16 protein-coding genes and 1 pseudogene are annotated in these 19117 nt (G+C 63.3%); all 17 read right to left on the reverse strand.

Annotated elements, in window-relative coordinates:
- Positions 1–18 precede the first annotated feature (18 nt).
- Entirely contained in the window at positions 19–1353 is a 1335-nt protein-coding gene (folC, locus tag V5B40_RS21005; RefSeq protein WP_332356359.1) for a bifunctional tetrahydrofolate synthase/dihydrofolate synthase, read from the reverse strand.
- Between the two features lie 10 nt (positions 1354–1363).
- Positions 1364–2236 carry an acetyl-CoA carboxylase, carboxyltransferase subunit beta gene (gene accD, locus V5B40_RS21010; protein WP_332356361.1) on the reverse strand — a complete coding sequence of 291 codons (873 nt, stop codon included), beginning with the start codon at positions 2234–2236 and terminating at the stop codon, positions 1364–1366.
- Positions 2233–3057, reverse strand: a complete 825-nt coding sequence (gene trpA / locus V5B40_RS21015) for a tryptophan synthase subunit alpha (RefSeq protein ID WP_332356363.1) — start codon at positions 3055–3057, stop codon at positions 2233–2235. The genes accD and trpA overlap by 4 nt, the downstream gene beginning before the upstream one ends.
- A gap of 2 nt (positions 3058–3059) precedes the next feature.
- Positions 3060–4265 (reverse strand): tryptophan synthase subunit beta, encoded by a 1206-nt coding sequence (trpB, locus tag V5B40_RS21020; protein WP_332356365.1) that lies wholly within the window; start codon positions 4263–4265, stop codon positions 3060–3062.
- A 40-nt stretch (positions 4266–4305) separates the two neighbouring features.
- Positions 4306–4938, reverse strand: a complete 633-nt coding sequence (locus V5B40_RS21025) for a phosphoribosylanthranilate isomerase (RefSeq protein WP_332356367.1) — start codon at positions 4936–4938, stop codon at positions 4306–4308.
- 14 nt (positions 4939–4952) lie between these two features.
- Complete coding sequence (gene truA / locus V5B40_RS21030) at positions 4953–5747, reverse strand: tRNA pseudouridine(38-40) synthase TruA (RefSeq protein ID WP_332356369.1); 795 nt, start codon at positions 5745–5747, stop codon at positions 4953–4955.
- A gap of 3 nt (positions 5748–5750) precedes the next feature.
- Positions 5751–6344: a hypothetical protein gene (locus V5B40_RS21035; RefSeq protein ID WP_332356371.1), complete on the reverse strand. Its 594-nt coding sequence runs from the start codon at positions 6342–6344 to the stop codon at positions 5751–5753.
- A gap of 126 nt (positions 6345–6470) precedes the next feature.
- On the reverse strand, positions 6471–9596 hold the full coding sequence (locus V5B40_RS21040; protein ID WP_332356374.1) for a FimV/HubP family polar landmark protein: 3126 nt from the start codon (positions 9594–9596) through the stop codon (positions 6471–6473).
- Between the two features lie 165 nt (positions 9597–9761).
- A complete protein-coding gene (locus tag V5B40_RS21045) occupies positions 9762–10592 on the reverse strand; it encodes a DUF4338 domain-containing protein (RefSeq protein ID WP_332353769.1) in 831 nt (276 codons plus the stop codon).
- A gap of 52 nt (positions 10593–10644) precedes the next feature.
- Positions 10645–12186, reverse strand: coding sequence for an IS66 family transposase (locus V5B40_RS21050; protein ID WP_332353770.1), 1542 nt, complete (start codon positions 12184–12186; stop codon positions 10645–10647).
- 243 nt (positions 12187–12429) lie between these two features.
- Complete coding sequence (gene asd / locus V5B40_RS21055; protein WP_332356376.1) at positions 12430–13560, reverse strand: aspartate-semialdehyde dehydrogenase; 1131 nt, start codon at positions 13558–13560, stop codon at positions 12430–12432.
- A gap of 46 nt (positions 13561–13606) precedes the next feature.
- Positions 13607–14680 (reverse strand): 3-isopropylmalate dehydrogenase, encoded by a 1074-nt coding sequence (gene leuB, locus V5B40_RS21060; protein ID WP_332356378.1) that lies wholly within the window; start codon positions 14678–14680, stop codon positions 13607–13609.
- 10 nt (positions 14681–14690) lie between these two features.
- Complete coding sequence (gene leuD / locus V5B40_RS21065) at positions 14691–15329, reverse strand: 3-isopropylmalate dehydratase small subunit (RefSeq protein WP_332356380.1); 639 nt, start codon at positions 15327–15329, stop codon at positions 14691–14693.
- A gap of 21 nt (positions 15330–15350) precedes the next feature.
- The gene (locus V5B40_RS21070; protein WP_332356382.1) at positions 15351–15479 is read right to left on the reverse strand and encodes an entericidin A/B family lipoprotein; all 129 of its coding nucleotides are present in this window, start codon (positions 15477–15479) and stop codon (positions 15351–15353) included.
- A 15-nt stretch (positions 15480–15494) separates the two neighbouring features.
- On the reverse strand, positions 15495–16901 hold the full coding sequence (gene leuC, locus V5B40_RS21075; protein ID WP_332356384.1) for a 3-isopropylmalate dehydratase large subunit: 1407 nt from the start codon (positions 16899–16901) through the stop codon (positions 15495–15497).
- A 132-nt stretch (positions 16902–17033) separates the two neighbouring features.
- Positions 17034–17874, reverse strand: a pseudogene (locus V5B40_RS21080) (M48 family metallopeptidase).
- Positions 17874–19082 carry an MFS transporter gene (locus V5B40_RS21085; protein WP_332356386.1) on the reverse strand — a complete coding sequence of 403 codons (1209 nt, stop codon included), beginning with the start codon at positions 19080–19082 and terminating at the stop codon, positions 17874–17876. The pseudogene V5B40_RS21080 and the gene V5B40_RS21085 overlap by 1 nt, the downstream one beginning before the upstream one ends.
- Between the last annotated feature and the right edge of the window lie 35 nt (positions 19083–19117).

Genomic DNA, 19117 nt, shown 5'->3' on the forward strand with positions numbered 1-19117 from the left:
CCACTGCCGTCGCTTCGATCAGTGACCGTTCTGCAGGCTACGCATGACGACCGCGACTGTGTAGAACGATCCAAAAACGGCGATTCTATCATTTTCACCGGCCAGCTTGGCGGAACGCGCGAAGGCTTGCGCAGGTGAGGGCAGACATTCGATCTCACCGCCCAGGCCAGACGCCGTCACCACCGCCGCCAGGGCGGCCGCCGAGGCACCGCGTGGCACGTCGAGATCGGCCAGCAGCCAATGATCGATCTTGCCGGCCAGCGGGGCCAGCGAGCCGGCGATGTCCTTGTCGGCAAGCATGCCGACCACGGCGAGAGTCCTGGCGAAGAAGCCCATGCCGGCAAGGTTGTCGGCCAGTTCGCCCACGGCCTGCGGATTGTGGGCAACGTCGAGGACGATTGCCGGCCGACCAGGAAGAACCTGAAAGCGCCCGGGCAAATCCAGCTCGATGAGCCCGCGCCGTACCGCGCTCATCGCCAGCGGCAGCCGCAACTTTAGGCTTTCGACGGCGGCCAGTGCAGCGCAGGCATTGCGCAACTGGCAACGGCCACGCAAACCGGGATTGGCCAGGCCGCCTCGCCGCAGACCGCCACGCCCCCAGAAGGTCCACTGGGTGTGGTCCCCGAAATAACCGAAGTCGCGGCCCAGCAGCTGCAGATCGGCGCCGACAGCGAGGGCTTGCGCGATCAGCGAGGCGGGGGGATCGGGATCGGCGCAGAGCGCCGGCTTGCCGGCACGATAGATGCCGGCCTTTTCGAAGCCAATCGCTTCGCGCGTCGAGCCCAGCCATGCGGTGTGATCAAGGGCAATACTGGTCACCACCGCGCAATCAGGAGGATAGACATTGACCGCATCCAGCCGCCCGCCAAGGCCGACTTCAAGAATCAGCACCTCGACCTCCTGCGCAGCAAACACTTCCAGTGCCGCCAGGGTGCCGAACTCGAAGTAGGTGAGCGCGACCTCAGCGCAAGCTTTTCTCGCCGTCTCAACTTTGCTGAAGGCCGCGCACAACAGCGCGTCGCTTACCGGTCGCCCAGCGATCCGTACCCGCTCGTTGTAGCTGAGCAAATGCGGCGACGAATAGCAGCCAACGCGATAGCCGGCAAAAGTATAGATGGCTTCCAGGTAGGCGCAGGTCGAGCCCTTGCCGTTGGTCCCGGCAACCGTGATCAGCGGGCAGCGCAACTGCTGGCCTAGAGCCTCCTTGACTAGCAAGACACGTTCCAGCCCGAGCTCGATTCCCGCCACACCCTTGGGGTGAAGGCTATCGAGATGAGCCAGCCATGCCGCCAGAGAGGCGGGCGCGACGGCAGCAGAAACTGCCGATGCGCTGCCGCCCTGCCGCCCGCTCATGCCGCTATCCTCACTGCAGAGCCGGCAGCCTCAGCAACAGGGCCAGCACAGCCGCGACCCGGTCCTTCATCTCGCGGCGGTCGACGATCATGTCGATAGCCCCCTTTTCGAGCAGGAATTCGGAGCGCTGAAAACCCTCCGGCAAGGTTTCGCGAACCGTCTGCTCGATCACCCGCGGGCCGGCAAAGCCGATCAGAGCTCCGGGCTCGGCGATCACCACATCGCCGATAAAGGCGAAGGATGCCGACACCCCGCCCATTGTCGGGTCGCTGAGAATCGAGACGAACGGCAGCTTGGCTTGCGAAAGCAGCGTCAGGACGGCCGTCACCTTGGCCATCTGCATCAGCGAGAAAAGACCTTCCTGCATGCGTGCGCCACCCGAGGAGGCGACACAGATGAAGGGCAGGCGCTGCTCGACAGCGGTTTGCACGCCACGCACGAAGCGCTCGCCGAGTACCGCGCCCATCGAACCGCCCATGAAGTTGAACTCGAAAACGGCAATGACTACCGGCAGAGTCTTCATCGTCCCGTGCATGACCACCAGCGCCTCGGTTTCACCGGTGTCGGTGGTCGCCGCCTGCAAACGCTCCGGATAACGCCGGCTGTCCTTGAAGTTCAGCGAATCGACCGGCAAGACATCGTCGCCGATCTCGACACGCCCCTCGCCATCGAGCAGCATTTCGATTCGCGCGCGCGCGTTTACGCGCATGTGGTGAGCGCACTTTGGGCAGACGTGACAGTTGCTGGCCAGGTCCGTGGCGTAGAGCACGGCCTCACAGCTCGGGCATTTGCTCCACAGGCCCTCCGGTAGCGCCGACTTGCGCGCCGAACCTGGGCCGTTCCTCTTGATCTTCGGTGGAAGCAGCTTGCTCAACCAGTTCATGGCATTCCTCGCGACGCGTTCGTTGCGGTATCGATCCCCTGGCGAAGTTCTGCGACCAGGGCACGTACTTTCTCACAGGCCTCTGCGGGTGACGAGCGCTCCAGTTCTTCGATGATTCGGCTACCGACCACCACGGCATCGGCATGTTCGGCCACCGCCGCAGCCGTCGCCGCATCGCGAATCCCGAAACCGACGCCTACCGGCACTCCGGTGCGTGCCCGAATCTCCGGGATGCGGACGGCAACCGCGGCGACATCGAGCGCCGCCGAGCCAGTCACACCTTTCAGCGACACGTAGTAGATGTAGCCACTGGCCAGCGCACCGACCTGCGCCATGCGCGCCTCGCTGGAAGTCGGGGCCAACAGAAAAATCGGGTCAAGCGCGTGGCGGTGCAAAGTCTGCGCAAAGGCGCTCGCTTCCTCTGGCGGGTAGTCGACCACCAGGACGCCGTCCACCCCGGCGTCGAAGGACGCAGCGGCAAAAGCCTCGATTCCCATTGCCTCGATCGGATTGGCGTAGCCCATCAGAACGATCGGCGTCTCGTTGTTGTCGGCACGGAAATTGGCCACCATCTCGAGCACTTTCCGCAAGCTGACGCCCTTGGCCAGGGCCCGTTCGGAAGCCCTCTGGATGGTTGGCCCGTCAGCCATCGGATCGGAGAACGGCACGCCAAGTTCGATGATGTCGGCGCCGGCCAGCACCAGCGAATGCAGCAAGGGAACGGTCAGTAGCGGGTCCGGATCACCAGCGGTAATGAACGGAATCAGCGCCTTGCGCCCCTGCGCATGCAGACGCTCGAATACAGCCTGTATTTTCGACATGGTCAGAATTTGATGCCCGATTTATCGGCAACGGTGTGCATATCCTTGTCACCGCGACCGGAAAGGTTGACCAGCAGGATCTTGTCTTTGGACAAAGTCGGTGCCAGCTTGCCGGCGTAGGCCAGGGCATGGCTCGATTCGAGCGCCGGGATGATGCCTTCGAGACGGCACAGGTCGTGAAAGGCCTGCAGCGCCTCGGCGTCGTCGATGCTGACGTACTCGGCGCGGCCGCAATCCTTGAGCCAGGCGTGCTCCGGGCCAACGCCAGGATAATCGAGGCCCGCCGAAATCGAATGCGTCTCGATGATCTGGCCGTTTTCATCCTGCAGGAGATAGGTCCGGTTACCGTGCAGAACGCCGGGGCGCCCGGCGGTAAGCGAAGCGGCATGCTTCCCGGTCGCGATCCCGTCGCCCGCCGCTTCGACACCAATCAGACGCACTCCGGCCACCGGGATATAGGGATGAAAAATACCCATCGCATTGGAGCCACCACCGACACAGGCAATCACCGCATCGGGTTGGCGACCACAGTGCTCCAGCATCTGCACAATCGACTCACGACCAATGACCGCCTGAAAATCGCGCACCATCATCGGATACGGATGCGGACCGGCCACCGTGCCGATGATGTAGAAAGTATCGGAAACCTGCGCCACCCAGTCGCGCATCGCTTCGTTGAGTGCATCCTTGAGGGTTCGTGAACCACTGTTGACCGGCACCACCGTCGCCCCAAGCAGCTTCATGCGGTAGACGTTTGCCATCTGCCGCTGGATATCGTCAGCACCCATATAGACCACACATTCCATGCCGTAGCGTGCGGCCACGGTGGCCGTGGCCACGCCGTGCTGACCGGCGCCGGTTTCGGCGATGACGCGCGGCTTGCACATACGCCGGGCGAGCAAGGCCTGGCCGATGCAGTTGTTGATTTTGTGCGCCCCGGTGTGGTTCAGGTCCTCGCGCTTCAGATAAATCTGCGCGCCGCCAAGCAGTTCTGACCAGCGCCGGGCGTGGTAGATGGGACTCGGTCGGCCGACATAGTGGCGCAGCTCGTAGTCGAATTCGGCGAGAAACTGCGGATCGCGCTGCGCGCTGGCGTAGGCCTCATTCAGTTCGTCGAGCGCACCGATCAGGGTTTCCGCGACGAAGATACCTCCATACTGGCCGAAATGGCCCCTGGCGTCCGGCAAATCATAAACATCAACGGCCATCAACAGTCTCCTTGCGGCGGCTTGCAACACCTGCACAGCATCAAACGGCCCTGCCCGTCGCCCTTAGCGCGGCTGCGAAGGCACGGATCTTTGCGCCATCCTTGATTCCCTTGCTCGCCTCAACACCCGACGAGACATCCACCGCTGCCGGGCGTAGCCGGCGTACCGCCGCCGCGACATTGTCCGCATCCAGGCCACCCGAGAGAATCAGTGGCTTGCCCAGGGTGTCCGGCACCAGCGCCCAGTCAAAAACCTTGCCGCCTCCACCGTAACTTTCGACGAAAGCATCAAGAAGGATGGCCTGCGCCGACGGGAAGCCAGCCGCGTATTGTATCAAATCCATTCCCGGCCTGACGCGCGCCGCCTTGATGTAGGGCCGCTCGAACTGTCGGCAATACCCTTCGTCCTCATCGCCATGAAATTGCAGCAGATGAATTGGCAGCGCGGCCAGCGTCGCGCGCACCACGGCCGGATCGGCATTGACGAAGAGTCCGACAATGCTAATGAAAGGCGGCACGGCACAGGCCAGCGCGGCAGCGGTCGGCAGATCGACGAAGCGCGGACTCGGCGGGTAGAAAACCAGGCCCAGCGCGTCGGCACCGGCCTCGACGGCGCACAGCAGATCCTCGCGGCGAGTCAGCCCGCAAATCTTGAGGCGCGGAATCCTGGCCATGGCCGGCACGCCACTCACGATCCCGGCCCGACGGGTAGCAGCAAGCTCTCTTCAGCAAGTGGCAAGCCAAACTGCGAAGGGTAGCTGACGGCGGCCAGATAGAGCCCGGCGGCGGCAAAAGTGGGCGCCGCCAGACGGCGATCGCCGGCCGTCAACAGCTCGCCAATCCACGCCGGCGGGTGCTTGCCCTGACCGACATAGACCAGACTTCCGACCAGATTGCGCACCATGTGGTGCAGGAAGGCAGAGGCCTCGAAATCGAAGACGAGGAGCTCGCCGAGACGCGTGATGTTTGCTTGGCGCATGAGTTTTATGGGTGAGTTGGCCTGACACTCGGCAGCCCGAAAAGCCGAGAAGTCGCGTTCGCCGAGCAGCAGTTGGCCGCCCGCCTGCATCGCCGCCAGGTCGAGCGGATAGTGACACCAGCCCACCCTGCCTGGCCAGAGCCCCGTGCGATGCGCCCGATTGAGCAACAGATAGCGATAGTGCCGGCCATAAGCCGAAGCACGCGCATGAAAATCGTCGGCAACCGGCTGCGCCCAGCGCACGGCAACCGCCGACGGCAGAAAGGTGTTGATCCCGCGCACCCAGGAATGCATCGGCCGATCGAGCGGCGTATCGAAGTGCACCACCTGCCCCAGCGCATGTACGCCAGCATCGGTGCGCCCGGCGCAGATCACCCGCACCGCCATCCCGGCAAACTGCTGCAGGGCTTCCTGCAAGGCATCCTGAACGGTGCCGCCAGCGGGCTGTTTCTGCCAGCCGCGAAAACCGCTGCCATCGTACTCGACGGCCAAGGCGATGCGCATGCCCTACACCTGCCGCAAACAAAAGACAGCAACGAGGCCGGCAACGAGCAGCATCAGCAAGGGGTCGAACCACGAAAAACGGCGCTCCGCAAGTTCAAGCACTTCATCGCCGTCATTGGCCGGCGCCTGGAGCAGAATCCGCCAGTCGCGCGGACGTGGCAAGGTCTCGATGTGACGCATGACCAGCAGCAGTCGCACGACACCGCGGTCGGAATCGACGCCGCAGTGTCGCAGCGGCTGCAGCAAGCGATGGGTGGCCAGCAGCAATTCAGGCACAGCCATCCATTCGCGAAGGATCGCCACCGCCCACAAGGCCAGCAGCAAACGCCCGCTTTGCGTGCAAGCGGCAAGCAGACCCTCGCCAGCGGGAGCGAGAGCACCGTCCCAAGCGGGTTCGCCAGCCTCCCCCCAAGCGACAATGACGAATAGCGACAGGAAGAGCCAGCGCGTCCGCCAGGCGAGGCGCGCCACCCGTCGCAGTGCGGCCAGGCCAAAAAACGGCAGTACCAGAAATACCACGAGCAGTTGTTCGCCACGCATGCACTGGCTCGCCGGCAACAGCAGCAGCCAGACGACAAGGCGGGTGGTTGGATGCACTGCAGCGCCCCCGCTTTATGTGAACGTCGCGTCAGCGACGGTAATGAGCTGTCGAGACGCCCTTGACCGTGTGCACGTCATGGCCTTACCACGGCCGGCATGGTCAGACGCTTGAGCGGTCGATATTTACTCGCGCAGCTCGCCGAGGATGGCCAGCGCCGCTTCGCGCTGCGCGGCATCGCCATCCTTGATGACTTCCTGCAGGAGTTCACGTGCGCCTTCGAGATCGCCCATTTCCTGATACGCCTTGGCGAGGTCGATCTTGGTGGCCACCTCTTCACTGGAGCTGATTTCGACTTCGCTGCTCAGGTCCATGTCCGAAGCAAAGGCGGAATCGAGCATGCTATCGGCCCGCGTCGTCGAGAAATCCGGGTTGACCAGCGTGTCCTCCTGGTCGGCTTCGAAAAACGAGTCCACGGCATCGGTCGCATCTGGCAGCTCACCGGCTTCGGCCGCGGCGGCGCGATCATCCCAGTCATTGTCTTCCAAATCAAGGTCCAGACTGATTGACGCCATGTCGAACGCAGGATGTTGCATCCCCTCGCCAAGGACGGTCGACTCGGTCAGCGTGACATCGAACTCCAACGAGTCGGCGCCCGCCGTCCCGATATCGAGCAACTCCTCATGCTCATCCAGCGGCCGCTCTTTTCTCTCGGCGCGCTGGTCGACCGACTCCTCGGGGCGCAGATCGAACTCGAAGTCGAAGTCCCCACTCGGCGGCGAAGACGTCTCCCGAAAACCGGATCCGATCAGCATGGTCTCCTCGGGCATGCCAACCTCCTCCACGGGTGTTGGCGGAGCATCAGGTTCGGCGTCGTCAAACTCGGCATCCGGCAAGCTCGGCGCTTTCGGCAAGGAGGTGGCCAGGTCGAAATCAAGCACATCCCCTGCGGCTGGGATCGGGAAGGAGAGCGTCGTCTCGAGAAAATCGTCGTCGGCAAGCGCTGGCGTCTGTGGTTTCGCGTCGCCTATGCCAAGATCAAAATCGAGGTCCCCCAGATCGGTCATCGCGGTCAAGCTTGCTGCCGTCGCCGCGACACCCGCTGCGGCCGTTGTCGGCGCTTGCGCCGGCAGCGGCTCGGGCTCGGCCGGTTTGACAAGCGTATCGTCGTAGACGGGCTCTGCGGAGTGTGCCGCAGGCGCATCGCGCCCGACGACCATCGTCTTTTCGTACGGCGACTCGAAGGCCATGGTTTTTTCAACGGGCCGCTCAATGGCGATAGTTTTGTCGCCGGGATCGAGGCCATCGTCGCCCGCCGGCCGGGAGTCGATTGTCGCCAGCGCGGGCTCCGCCTGCGCAGCCGAACCAAACAAGGCGTTTCTGGAATCGAGCTTGAGGCCCATCTCGGCCGCTTTTTCCCACTCGTTGCCGATGCCACCGGTAGCGTTGAACAGCTCCGTCGCCAGTGCGTCGAAAGGCTTGACATCCCTGCGACCAAAGTAAATCTCGAGCAGTTTCAGATGAATCGCAAGCCGCTGCGGATCCTTCTGGCGCGCCTCCAGGAGAATCTCTTCGGCCTGCGCGTCCCGTCCATACGCCATATAGACATCAGCCTCGGCAACCGGATCAACTTCGTCAGTGTCGATACTGCCGGGACCCGCCTGGCTGAAATCAGTCTGCGCCATCGAGTGCGAGGTATCGACACTCTGTCCGCCGGTGCTGCGGAATACTGAGTTGGCGATCAGGCTGTCGCTCTTCGCTCCAAGCGTGCTGGTCTGTGAATCCAGAGGTCTCTCGGCCGCGCCCTGGCGGCGACGTCTGGCAAGCCAGTAAGCGGCGAGCAGCGCGAGGATGCCACCACCGCCCGCCATGAACGGCGTACTGGTCAGCAAGTCTTCGAGGAAGCTTGGCTCTTCGGGCGGCGGCAAGACAATCTTGGCTTTCGGCGCGACTGTCGGTTTTGGCGGCTCGACCGGCTTGGGCGCTACCGCTTGGCTCTCAGTTCGAACTTCTTCAGCCTTCTGCTCGGCCTGGGCGGGGACTTCGCTCGGACGGCTCTCGGCGGGCGGAGCGGGTGGCTCTGCTGGGTTTTCCATCGCCACCGCAGGAGCAGCAGCAGGAACTGCGGCGGCAACCGGTGCTACCGGCGCGGGCTTGCCAGATGACTGCTTCTCCAGCTCAGCCAGGCTCTGGTTCTTCAACTCGACCAGCCGCTGCAACTCGGCCACGTTCCGCTCAAGAGCTGCCAAACGCTCGTTGGCTTCCTTGAGCGCCTGTTCCTTGGCGATCAGATCCTCGTCGCTGCGCTTGACGGGCGTCGCGGGCTTGGCGCCAGCGAGTTCGCTCTTCGAGACTTTCAGCTGATCCATGGGCTCAGCAGGTGGCGCCGCAGTATCGTCGACTTTGGTCGTGATCTTACCGGACGCTTGCTGCCGTGCCTCCTCTTCAGCGGCCGGCGCATCGGCTGCCGCAGTAGCAAGTTTACGGCGGTAGGAACTCCAGTCCGACGACTGCGCAATCACCAAGCGCTTGGCTTCTCCCTGTGGGATCGCTTCCAGAGTGCTCGTCTCCGGTATCGAGAGAATCTTGCCGGCACGCAGGCGATTCATGTTGCCGCGCTCGAATGCGTCCTCGTTGGCACGGAACAGACCGACCAGCATCTGATCAAGGGACACTCCCTCAGGACGGGTTTCACGGGCAATTTTGCTCAGCGTTTCACCGCGTTCGACGCGATGCGTGCCGCCGCCGCTTGGCCCTTGCTCAGGCGGAGTCAGGGGCTGAGCCTGCACCATGGGCGGTGGCGACACGGGTCGCGCCCCTCTGCCCTCGGGCAAGCGTGCTGCGCCAGGCGATCTGACTGGCGCCAGCGGCTTGAAAACCAGGGCCGGGGCTGCAGAGGCCTTTCCTCTGGCGGCAAACTCGGGAGGATCGAGCAGAAAGGTGTAGTCGCGAACCAGGCGCCCCGTGGCCCAGTTGAGTTCCAGGAGCAAGTCGACGAAGGGGTCATTGATCGGGCGAGCGGAGCGCAGCTTGATGACCGAGCGGCCGCGGGGATTCTTGGTAATCGCAAAACTGATGCCGAGCAGGGTCGACGAGTAGTCGACGCCGGCCCGCTTGAACTCATCCGGAGCCGCTAGCTTGGCCTGCATTTCCGCAAGTTCGGCCGGCGTCGCAAAGATTTCCACCTCGGCGCGTAAAGGCTGACCGAGCGCCGAAAGGACGGTGATCTGGCCCAGGCCGGCGGCTTCGCTGGCCAATGGCAGAGTGGCCAGCGCCAGCGATGACGCGACCGCCCATACCGATGTCCGCAATCTGAGATTCCTTGCTGTTTGACTTATTTTTTTGGCCACGGCGCCACCTGAGCGTCGAAATCGGGATTATTAAAATAACATCATGGGGTTAGCCATGCAAGCTGTAACTCCTCAATAACCCCGGGCGTGCGTGCATGCGCTTGGGTCGGAGCCGGAACGCTACGGTCACCGACAGAGCACGCGCCTGAAGTTTCGGTCGAGGGGATAGACCCAGACGGTTTTGATGGGCAGCAAGGCTTGGTGGTGGACATCGAGCTTGCCGCGACCGGTGGTTTGTCCAAGGCAGAGCCAGTTGGCCGCTCGGTAAGCGGTGCCGCGAAAGCGCTCTTGCTCGACGAAAGTTTCGAGCAAGAGCGGCCGGTAACCGTACTGGACTGGCCAGTCGGCGGCGATCTCCCGGGCGGCGCGAGCCAAGATGGACGAGGCCAGATTCTTGCATTCGATCCACGGCAGGATGAGGAATCGAGCATTATTCACGACCCGGTGCAGGTGCGCCTGGCGTTGCGAGGGGGTCCAGCCGATGTAGTGGTCGCGCGGCTGGGTCTTCCAGGCGGCGGCGCCGAAACTGAGCAAGGCGACGAGCCGTCCGCCCGCCCGAACGAAGTAGCGCAATTGGGCGCCGGGCAGCGGTTGATAGCCGAGGTAGTGATAACGGTCGAGGTACTCGTTGTGCAGGTGCGATTCGGCGCGATTGCTGACCCGGTGCAGTTGCAGTGTCCCCAGGGCACGAGGGCCATCTGCCCTTAGGGGCCCCTCGGGTTCGGCCTGAGCGGTGCGACGGCGCCAGGGTTTTCCGTTGTGATTGCCGTTGCGCGGCGGGGGGAGTTGCAGCAAGCCGTCGGCCTGCATGCGCAGCATCGCCACGCGGCAGCTCATGTCCTTGAGCCGCCCGTCCTCGCGGCTCCAGCCAAGCTTGGCACAGACGAGCCGGGACAACTCGGCGCGCAAGGCAGCCGGATTGGCCGCGATCAGCTCCCGGATCTGGTCGAGTTCCACTCTGCTGAAGGGGCGCCCGCAATAGCGCCAGGGAGTCGCCTCAGAGGTCACGTCAGGGAATGCTCGCCGTCGGCGGGCCCTCGAAGATCCACTGTCCAAGAGGCGCAATCCGATGCCAGCCGAAGATGCGGTCTTCCAGATATTTCCAGAATGACAGCCCGTTCTTGCGACAGGTCTTCTTGAGGCTGGCGAAGGTGTCGCGGCAGCGGCGGCCCGACGGGCTACGGGTGGAGCCGCTGATCTTGCGCTTCTTCACGTAGTCGCGGATATCCGACTCGCTGAGGTTGTTGTGTAGGGGCAGCTCGGGACGTTGCAGCACGCGCAACAACTCCGCCTGGTTGCGGCGCATTCGTTTTAATGCCTGATCGAGGCTGGCATAGCCGGTCCGGGTGGCACAAAGCTTCCCGAAGCGTGCTTCGATCGCGGCGGCGGTGAGCACATCAGGCGCTTCTTTGTACGCCTTGAGCGCATCGTAGATCGCCCACAGCTCGCTGCGCGTCGAGGCCAGCGCCGCGCGTTGCGGCGCATTGAAGCCGAGCAGTTTGGCGAGCACCCGTTCGGCATGGATCCAGCACAGGGCGTGGATCAGCACATCGAACTGCCCGGCGTCATCGCTGAGGATCGCCAGATCGGGGGCGACGCCGTGCGCGACGACGGTACCCAGCAACGCGCCTTCGGTGACCACGCGGACATGGCGCGGATCCGTGATGGTCTGCTGAGCCAACAGCGCCTGCCAGGCGGCTTGACCTGTCCATGCCGCCGGTGCCAGGGAGGTGAGTGCCTGGAGTTGAGCGCCGGGCAGCTTGTGCTCGGCCATGTAGGCCAGTGCCGCTTCGTTAAGGGTGTAGGCATCGTGCCCGGCGCGGAGCAATTCCAGGAAATTGATCCGGCTCTTGCTGCCGGTGCTCGCGAACCAGGCGAAGCGTTCGTTACCGATATGCGTACAGTACCCATTTTTGCCCTGATGGCGCGCCCCCGTATCGTCCACTTGAACGTACCGGCTGCCTTGTAGTCCGGCTTGCAGCAGAGCGTCTTTCTCGCGATGGAAGTCCGTATGGCCATCGGTGATCAAGGCGCTGAGCTGCCCGGCCGAGATGTCGATCTGCCACTCCCGCAACTCTTCGAGCAATAACGGCTGCGTCACATGGGCATGGTGGTACTGATAGAGGATGAAAGCGCGCAGCTGCGGGCCGAAGTGCATACCCCCGATCTCGGTAGGCAACTGCCCGATCAAGCGCTCTCCCTCGGGGGTAACCCAGCGCTCCAGCCGATACCGGGTATTGTGCACGCCGATCCGGATGTCCTGCACCACGAAATCCTGGTACCCCTTGAAGCGACTGTTCTGCGGAACATCCGCCGCCGGCGGCCGCTTGACCGACTCGTGGATCTCAAGCTTTGCCGTCTTGTCGCGCTTGCCACGGGACTTCGGCCGGCTCCCCTTCTCCTTCCCGCTTCGCTCGCCTTCCAGCGCCGAGGGCTTGATCACCGGTTTCGGCTTCTGACCCTTCAGCTGCGCAAGCTCATCGCGCAGCGCCTGAATCTGTTCCTGCTGCCCATGACAGATTTCCAGCAGCAGCACGACCACCGGCGTCATCTCGTCGGCAGAGATATCAGGGATACGGGGTAGTGTCCGAGGGGGCTCCGTGCTCATGCCTGCAATTGAACCACGCTTCGCGAGCTGTGTCCAGCACTACCTGCAAGCAAGAATTCCAGATTCAGCGAACGGCCATGCCCGGGGTTATTGAGGAGTTACTGCAAGCTAAACTTGCTTCTGAATCGAGGCCCTGCGAAAGTCGCAAACCGGCTTTCTGGAGCCGGTTTTTTCGTTCAGCTTCAATCAGTTGTCAAGCAGAATGCGAAGCATGCGCCGAAGTGGCTCGGCCGCCCCCCAGAGCAGTTGGTCGCCAACCGTGAAAGCGCCAAGGTAGTCCGCACCCATCGCCAGCTTGTGCAAGCGACCGACCGGGACCGTCAAGCTGCCGGTAACCGCCGCCGGGGTCAACTCGCGCTCGCTGATTTCACGTTCGTTCGGAACCACCTGCACCCACGGATTTGCCTGCGCAATGATCTCATTGACCTCGTCGAGCGGCACATCACCCTTGAGCTTGATGGTCAGGGCCTGCGCATGACAGCGCATTGCGCCGACGCGTACGCAGAGCCCGTCGACGGGAATACTGCCTGGCGAACGGAACGGCGGGCGGCCGAGGATCTTGTTGGCCTCGGCGCCACCTTTCCACTCTTCCTTCGACTGCCCGCCTGCGACCGCCGCATCGATCCACGGGATAACGCTGCCGGCCAGCGCCGTACTACGGAAGTTGCGGGTCGGGAAGTCCGGCGAGCGCATTGTTTCAGCAACCTTGCGGTCAATGTCGAGAATCGCCGACGCCGGATCAGCCAACTCGCCTTTCACGGCATCGTACAGGGCACCCATCTGCAACAGAAGCTCGCGCATATTCTGCGCGCCGGCACCCGATGCCGCCTGGTAAGTCATCGCACTGAGCCACTCGACGAGATCATGCCTGAACAGTCCGCCGAGCCCCATCAGCATCAGCGAGACGGTACAGTTGCCGCCGATCCAGTTCCTGCCGCCCTTGGCCAAAGCGTCATCGATGACCTCGCGATTCACCGGATCGAGGATGATCACCGCATCTTCCTGCATACGCAGGGTCGACGCGGCGTCGATCCAGTGTCCGTTCCAGCCCGCCGCGCGCAGCCGCGGAAAGACTTCCCTGGTGTAATCGCCGCCCTGACAGGTGATGACAATGTCCATCCGCTTGAGGGCCTCGATCGACATCGCGTCCTGCAGACTGCCCGCGTCCTTGCCCGCCAGCAGCGGCGCTTTGCCACCCACCGCAGAGGTCGAGAAATAGAGCGGCTCGATGTGTTCGAAATCGCCCTCTTCCAGCATTCGTTGCATCAGCACCGAGCCGACCATGCCGCGCCAACCTACCAAACCGACCTTGTTCATTTGCTTGCCTCTGAGAAATCCCACGGAATCACTTCAATCACTTCCCTCACCCGACCTGCAGCGCGGCCAGGACCGCATCGCCCATTTCCCGGGTACCGACCTGCCGCATTCCCGGCTCATGAATGTCAGCCGTCCGGTAGCCCTGGCCAAGTACTTTCTTGACTGCGTTCTCGATGCGCTGGGCGGCGTCATGGCGCGTAAAAGTGTAGCGCAACATCATCGCCGCCGAGAGGATCGTGGCCAGCGGATTGGCCACGCCTTTGCCGGCGATGTCGGGCGCCGATCCGTGACAGGGCTCGTACATGCCCTTGTTGTTGGCGTCCAGAGACGCCGAAGGCAGCATGCCGATCGACCCGGTGAGCATCGCCGCCTCGTCGGAAAGAATGTCGCCGAACATGTTGCCGGTAACGATGACGTCGAACTGCTTCGGATTGCGGACCAGCTGCATCGCCGCATTGTCCACCAGCATGTGACTGAGCTCGACATCGGGATAGTCGGCCGCCGTCTCGATGGCCACGTCGCGCCATAGCTGCGTCGTTTCCAGGACATTCATCTTGTCCACCGAGCACAGCCTGCCGCGGCGCTTGCGCGCCGCCGCGAAAGCCACCCGCAGGATGCGGCGGATCTCGCTCTCGCTGTAATGCATGGTGTTGAAACCGAAACGCTCCTGACGACCATCGACGTCGCGCATTTCGATCCCGCGCGGCTGCCCGAAATAGATGTCGCCGGTCAACTCGCGGACGATCAGGATGTCGAGGCCGGCGACGACTTCGTTCTTCAGCGTCGAGGCATTGGCCAGCTCCGGATAAAGGATCGCCGGGCGCAGGTTGGCGAACAGGCCAAGCTGCTTGCGGATGCCCAGCAGACCGCGTTCCGGACGCTGCGCACGCGGCAGAGCGTCCCATTGCGGGCCACCGACGGCACCGAGCAGCACCGCATCGGCGGCCTGCGCCAGGCGTTGCGTGGCTTCCGGATAGGGATCACCGGTGGCATCGACCGCGCCACCACCGAGCAGCGCTTCTTCCATCTCGCAATCGAGATCGAGGGCCTGCAGGACGCGCACCGCTTCGGCCATGATTTCCGGGCCAATCCCGTCGCCGGGGAGAAGACAAATCTTCATGTTCATTTCCTCAGGCGAACAGCCAGGGCTGCTCGATTCGGCGCCGTTCTTCAAAGGCCCGGATCAGCTCCGCGTGCCGCAAGGTCAGGCCGATATCGTCCCAGCCATTGAGCAGGCATTCCTTGCGGAAGCCATCGACGGCAAACGACAAAGTGCGGCCGTCGGGACAAAGCACCTGCTGTTGCTCGAGATCGACCAGCAGCCGGCAGCCGGGCGTCGACTCGACGAGTGCAAACAGGGCGTCAACCTCGGCCGCCGGCAATACGATCGGCAGAATGCCGTTCTTGAAGCAGTTGTTGAAAAAGATATCGGCGAAACTCTCGGCAATCACCGCCCGGAAGCCAAAGTCGAGCAGGGCCCATGGCGCGTGCTCGCGCGAACTTCCACAACCGAAGTTCTTGCGCGTCAGCAGAATCTGTGCGCCCTGGTAGCGCGGCTGATTGAGGACGAAATCGGGCTTCAGCGGGCGCTGCGAGTTGTCCCTGCCAGGCTCACCGACGTCCAGGTAGCGCCATTCGTCGAACAGGTTCGGACCAAAGCCCGAACGCTTGATCGACTTCAGGAACTGCTTGGGAATGATTGCGTCGGTATCGACGTTGGCCCGGTCAAGCGGCGCGACCAGGCCTTCAAGACGAACGAACTTGTCCATGCTCTTCCTTGTATGGGGCCCCTACTTGGCCGCCTTTTCAATCGCCTGCCCGCCCTTGGAGATATCCTTGCCAACGCCCTGCATGGTATTGCAGGCGGTCAGCGAAACAGTCGCGACCAGTGCCCCCAGCAGCAGTATCAAGCGTTTCATGCCTTCTCCTTTCCGTCAGAGCCACTCACGTACATCGCAGAAATGCCCGGCTATCGCCGCCGCCGCGGCCATCTCCGGGCTGACCAGATGCGTGCGACCACCGGCCCCCTGGCGCCCCTCGAAGTTACGATTCGAGGTCGACGCGCAGCGTTCGCCGGGCTCGAGGCGGTCGGCGTTCATCGCCAGGCACATCGAGCAACCGGGCTCACGCCACTCGAAGCCGGCGGCGCGGAAAATCTCGTCGAGCCCTTCTTCCTCGGCCTGCCGCTTGACCAGCCCCGAACCGGGGACGACCAACGCCAGACGGATGTTGTCGGCCACCTTCTTGCCGCGGACAACGCCAGCAGCGGCACGCAAATCTTCGATCCGTGAATTGGTGCACGAGCCAATGAAGATCTTGTCCAGCGGGATCTCCCGGATCGGCACATTGGCGGCAAGCCCCATATAAACCAGCGCCCGTTCCATCCCTTCGCGCTTGACGGGATCGGGCTCCTGCGCCGGATCGGGAACGCGGGCATCTATCGCCACCACCATCTCGGGCGACGTTCCCCAGCTCACCTGTGGCTGGATGTCCTCGGCAGAGAACTCGATCACGCTGTCGAACTCGGCGCCGTCGTCGCTGCGCAGCGACCGCCAGTGAGTGACAGCACGCTCCCACTGCTCCGCTTTTGGAGCGAAGGGGCGACCGCGAAGATAGTCGATGGTCACCTCATCGACGGCCACCATGCCCAAGCGCGCACCGGCTTCGATGGCCATGTTGCAAAGCGTCATCCGCCCTTCCATCGACAGGCCGCGAATCGCGCTGCCGGCAAACTCGAGGGCATAGCCGGTACCGCCGGCGGTACCGATACGGGCAATGATCGCCAGGGCGACATCCTTGGCCGTGACGCCCTTGCCGAGAACCCCGTCGACACGCAGCAGCAGGGTCTTCGACTTCTTCTGCAGCAGGCACTGCGTCGCCAGGACGTGCTCGACCTCGGAAGTACCGATGCCGTGCGCCATGCACGCGAAAGCACCGTGCGTACTGGTATGCGAATCACCGCAGACGACGGTCATGCCGGGCAGGGTGGCGCCGCTTTCTGGACCGACCACGTGCACAATCCCCTGCCGCGGATCCTTGAACGGGAAAAAAGCCAGGGCCCCGACTTCGCGGATGTTGGCATCCAGGGTCTCGACCTGCAGGCGTGAGACGGGATCCTCGATGCCGCGATCCCAATGCTCGGTGGGCGTATTATGGTCCGCCGTAGCGACAATCGAAGATACGCGCCACGGCTTGCGGCCGGCCAGCTTGAGGCCCTCGAAGGCCTGCGGACTGGTCACCTCGTGCACCAGGTGACGATCGATATAGATCAGCGCCGTTCCGTCCGCTTGCTGGTTGACGACGTGGTCCTGCCAAAGTTTTTCGTACAAGGTCTGCGGCATAGGTCGACGATCCGACGAAGTTCGGCCCCGGTGGGTCCATGGAGGGCAGGATTATGTCACACCGCGCGGGTCGCTGTCAGTGCTGGCTTGCACGCGCGGCAAGTGCTACGCCACCACCGCTCCTCGCTACGCTCAGCGCGACTTGCGCGCCGCCATGTACAACGGTTGCACGCGCTGCACATAAACGCGCAGATCGGCAATGCGTGACTCGTGCGAGGGGTGGGTCGACAGCCACTGCGGCGGCTGCCCTTCCGAGACGCGCCCCATTTTCTCCCACAGCGAGATCGCCGCACTCGGATCGTAAGCGGCGCGCGCCGCGAGCTCGACGCCGATGCGGTCAGCTTCCTGCTCAAATGCGCGCGAGTTGGGGCGCATGAAGGCAAGATCGCCGACGCTGCCGATCACGCTCTGTCCGATGCCGGCATCGACACCGAAATAGGCACCAATCAACGCCCCGCCGAGCGCTGCCGCGACGTTCAGGCCCGTCGCCTGGCCGACTTTTTCGCGCCCATGTTCACGCAGCGCGTGCGCGATCTCGTGCCCCATGACGCCGGCCAGCTCGTCGTCGGTGATCTGCAGCCGGTCGATCAAACCTGAGTACACGGCGACCTTGCCGCCAGGCATGCACCAGGCGTTTGAGCTCTTTGGAGCTGACGACATTGACTTCCCATTGCCAGCCCGGCGCATCGGCGCGAAAAGCCGCGGTCACCGGGATCAAGCGCTTGGCGATCGCCCGCACCCGTTCGCTCTGCTGCGCATCGCTATTGAGCAGCTTCTTGCTCTGCGCCGCCTGCATTGCCTCCTGGTAAGCCTTGGCGGCGGAGCGATCGACTTCGGCCGACGAAACCAGCATCATCTGCTCACGATCGACGCCAACCCGGCCAGCGCTGGTCGTGCGGGTCGTTGCGCAAGCGGCGACGACGAACGCTGCGAGCACGAGAAGCCAGTAACGACAGCAAGAACGGATACTCATCATTTACCTCCAGAAGCTTGTGCCAGCGCGGCAATTGGCGCCGCTTGGCCGCCGCCAGGATCGTCGAGATCGTTTCTCTTCACTCCGACGGCGACGAAGATCAGACCGAGCAGCGCAAACGCCGCGCTCATGGTGAAAGTGGAAGCCGCCCCCCAGACGTCCCAGCTCCAGCCGCTGAGCAGACTACCGACCAGGCCACCGGCGCCAAAAGACAGACTCGAATACAAGGCCTGGCCACGCGCCTGAGAGCGACCCGGAAACCAGCGATTGACAGCGGCGATCGCCGCCGCATGGTAGGCGCCGAAAGTGAAGCCATGCAGCAGCTGCGCGACGACGATCAGCGACACGCTGTCGACAGCCCAGCCAATCATCAGGAAGCGCACGATGGCGGCCACAAAGCTGAGCAGCAAAATGGTCCGCAAGCCAAAGCGACGCAGCAAGCCGACCATGAAGAAGAAGACCACGATCTCGGCAAGAACGCCGAGCGACCACAGGCAACCGACCAGGAACTTGCTGTAGTGATGCTCCGCGAGGTGAATCGAGTAGAACACGTACAGGGCGCCGTGCGCCGCCGACATCGCGACACAGGCGGCAAAAAGCGCCCTGACGCGCCGCTGGCGAAGGATTTCACCCACCGGCCGCTGCTCATCGCTGGCCGCGTGCGCCGGCGCCTCGGGAACCGCCAGTGCGTAAACCAGAATTCCGGCCAGTGTTGCCGCGATCACCCACAGCAACGCGGACAGCGGCAGCCGGTCGAGTAGCGCTCCGGTGCCCATCACCGCGACGATGAAACCGACCGAACCCCACAGCCGAATGCGACTATAACGTGCCGGTTGCTCGCGCAGATGATCGAAGGTCAGCGTCTCGACCAGCGGCAACGCCGCGCTCCAGAAAAACGCCAGCAAGGCCATGGCCAGCAGCATCGCCTCGAAGCTGCGCACGGCAAAGAAGAGCGAAAAACCGATCAGGCTGAGGATGCCGGCGAGGCGGACGATGGCCACCCGCTGCCCCATGCGGTCGGCCAGCGCGCCCCACAGATAGGGAGCGAACAGGCGCATCAACTGCATCTGGGACATCAGCAGACCGATGTCCCAGGCCGAAAACGACAGCGACTGAAGATAGAGCCCGAAATACGGTGAGAACGCGCCGATGAAGGCGAAATAAAAGAAGTAGTAGCCGGAAAGACGCCAGTAGGGCAGAGCATGCATCCGGCAATTCTACCGGATGGTGCCGCAGCGCCCGG

Origin of the sequence: Candidatus Accumulibacter meliphilus, from assembly GCF_036625345.1 — a bacterium.
Classification (GTDB): domain Bacteria; phylum Pseudomonadota; class Gammaproteobacteria; order Burkholderiales; family Rhodocyclaceae; genus Accumulibacter; species Accumulibacter meliphilus.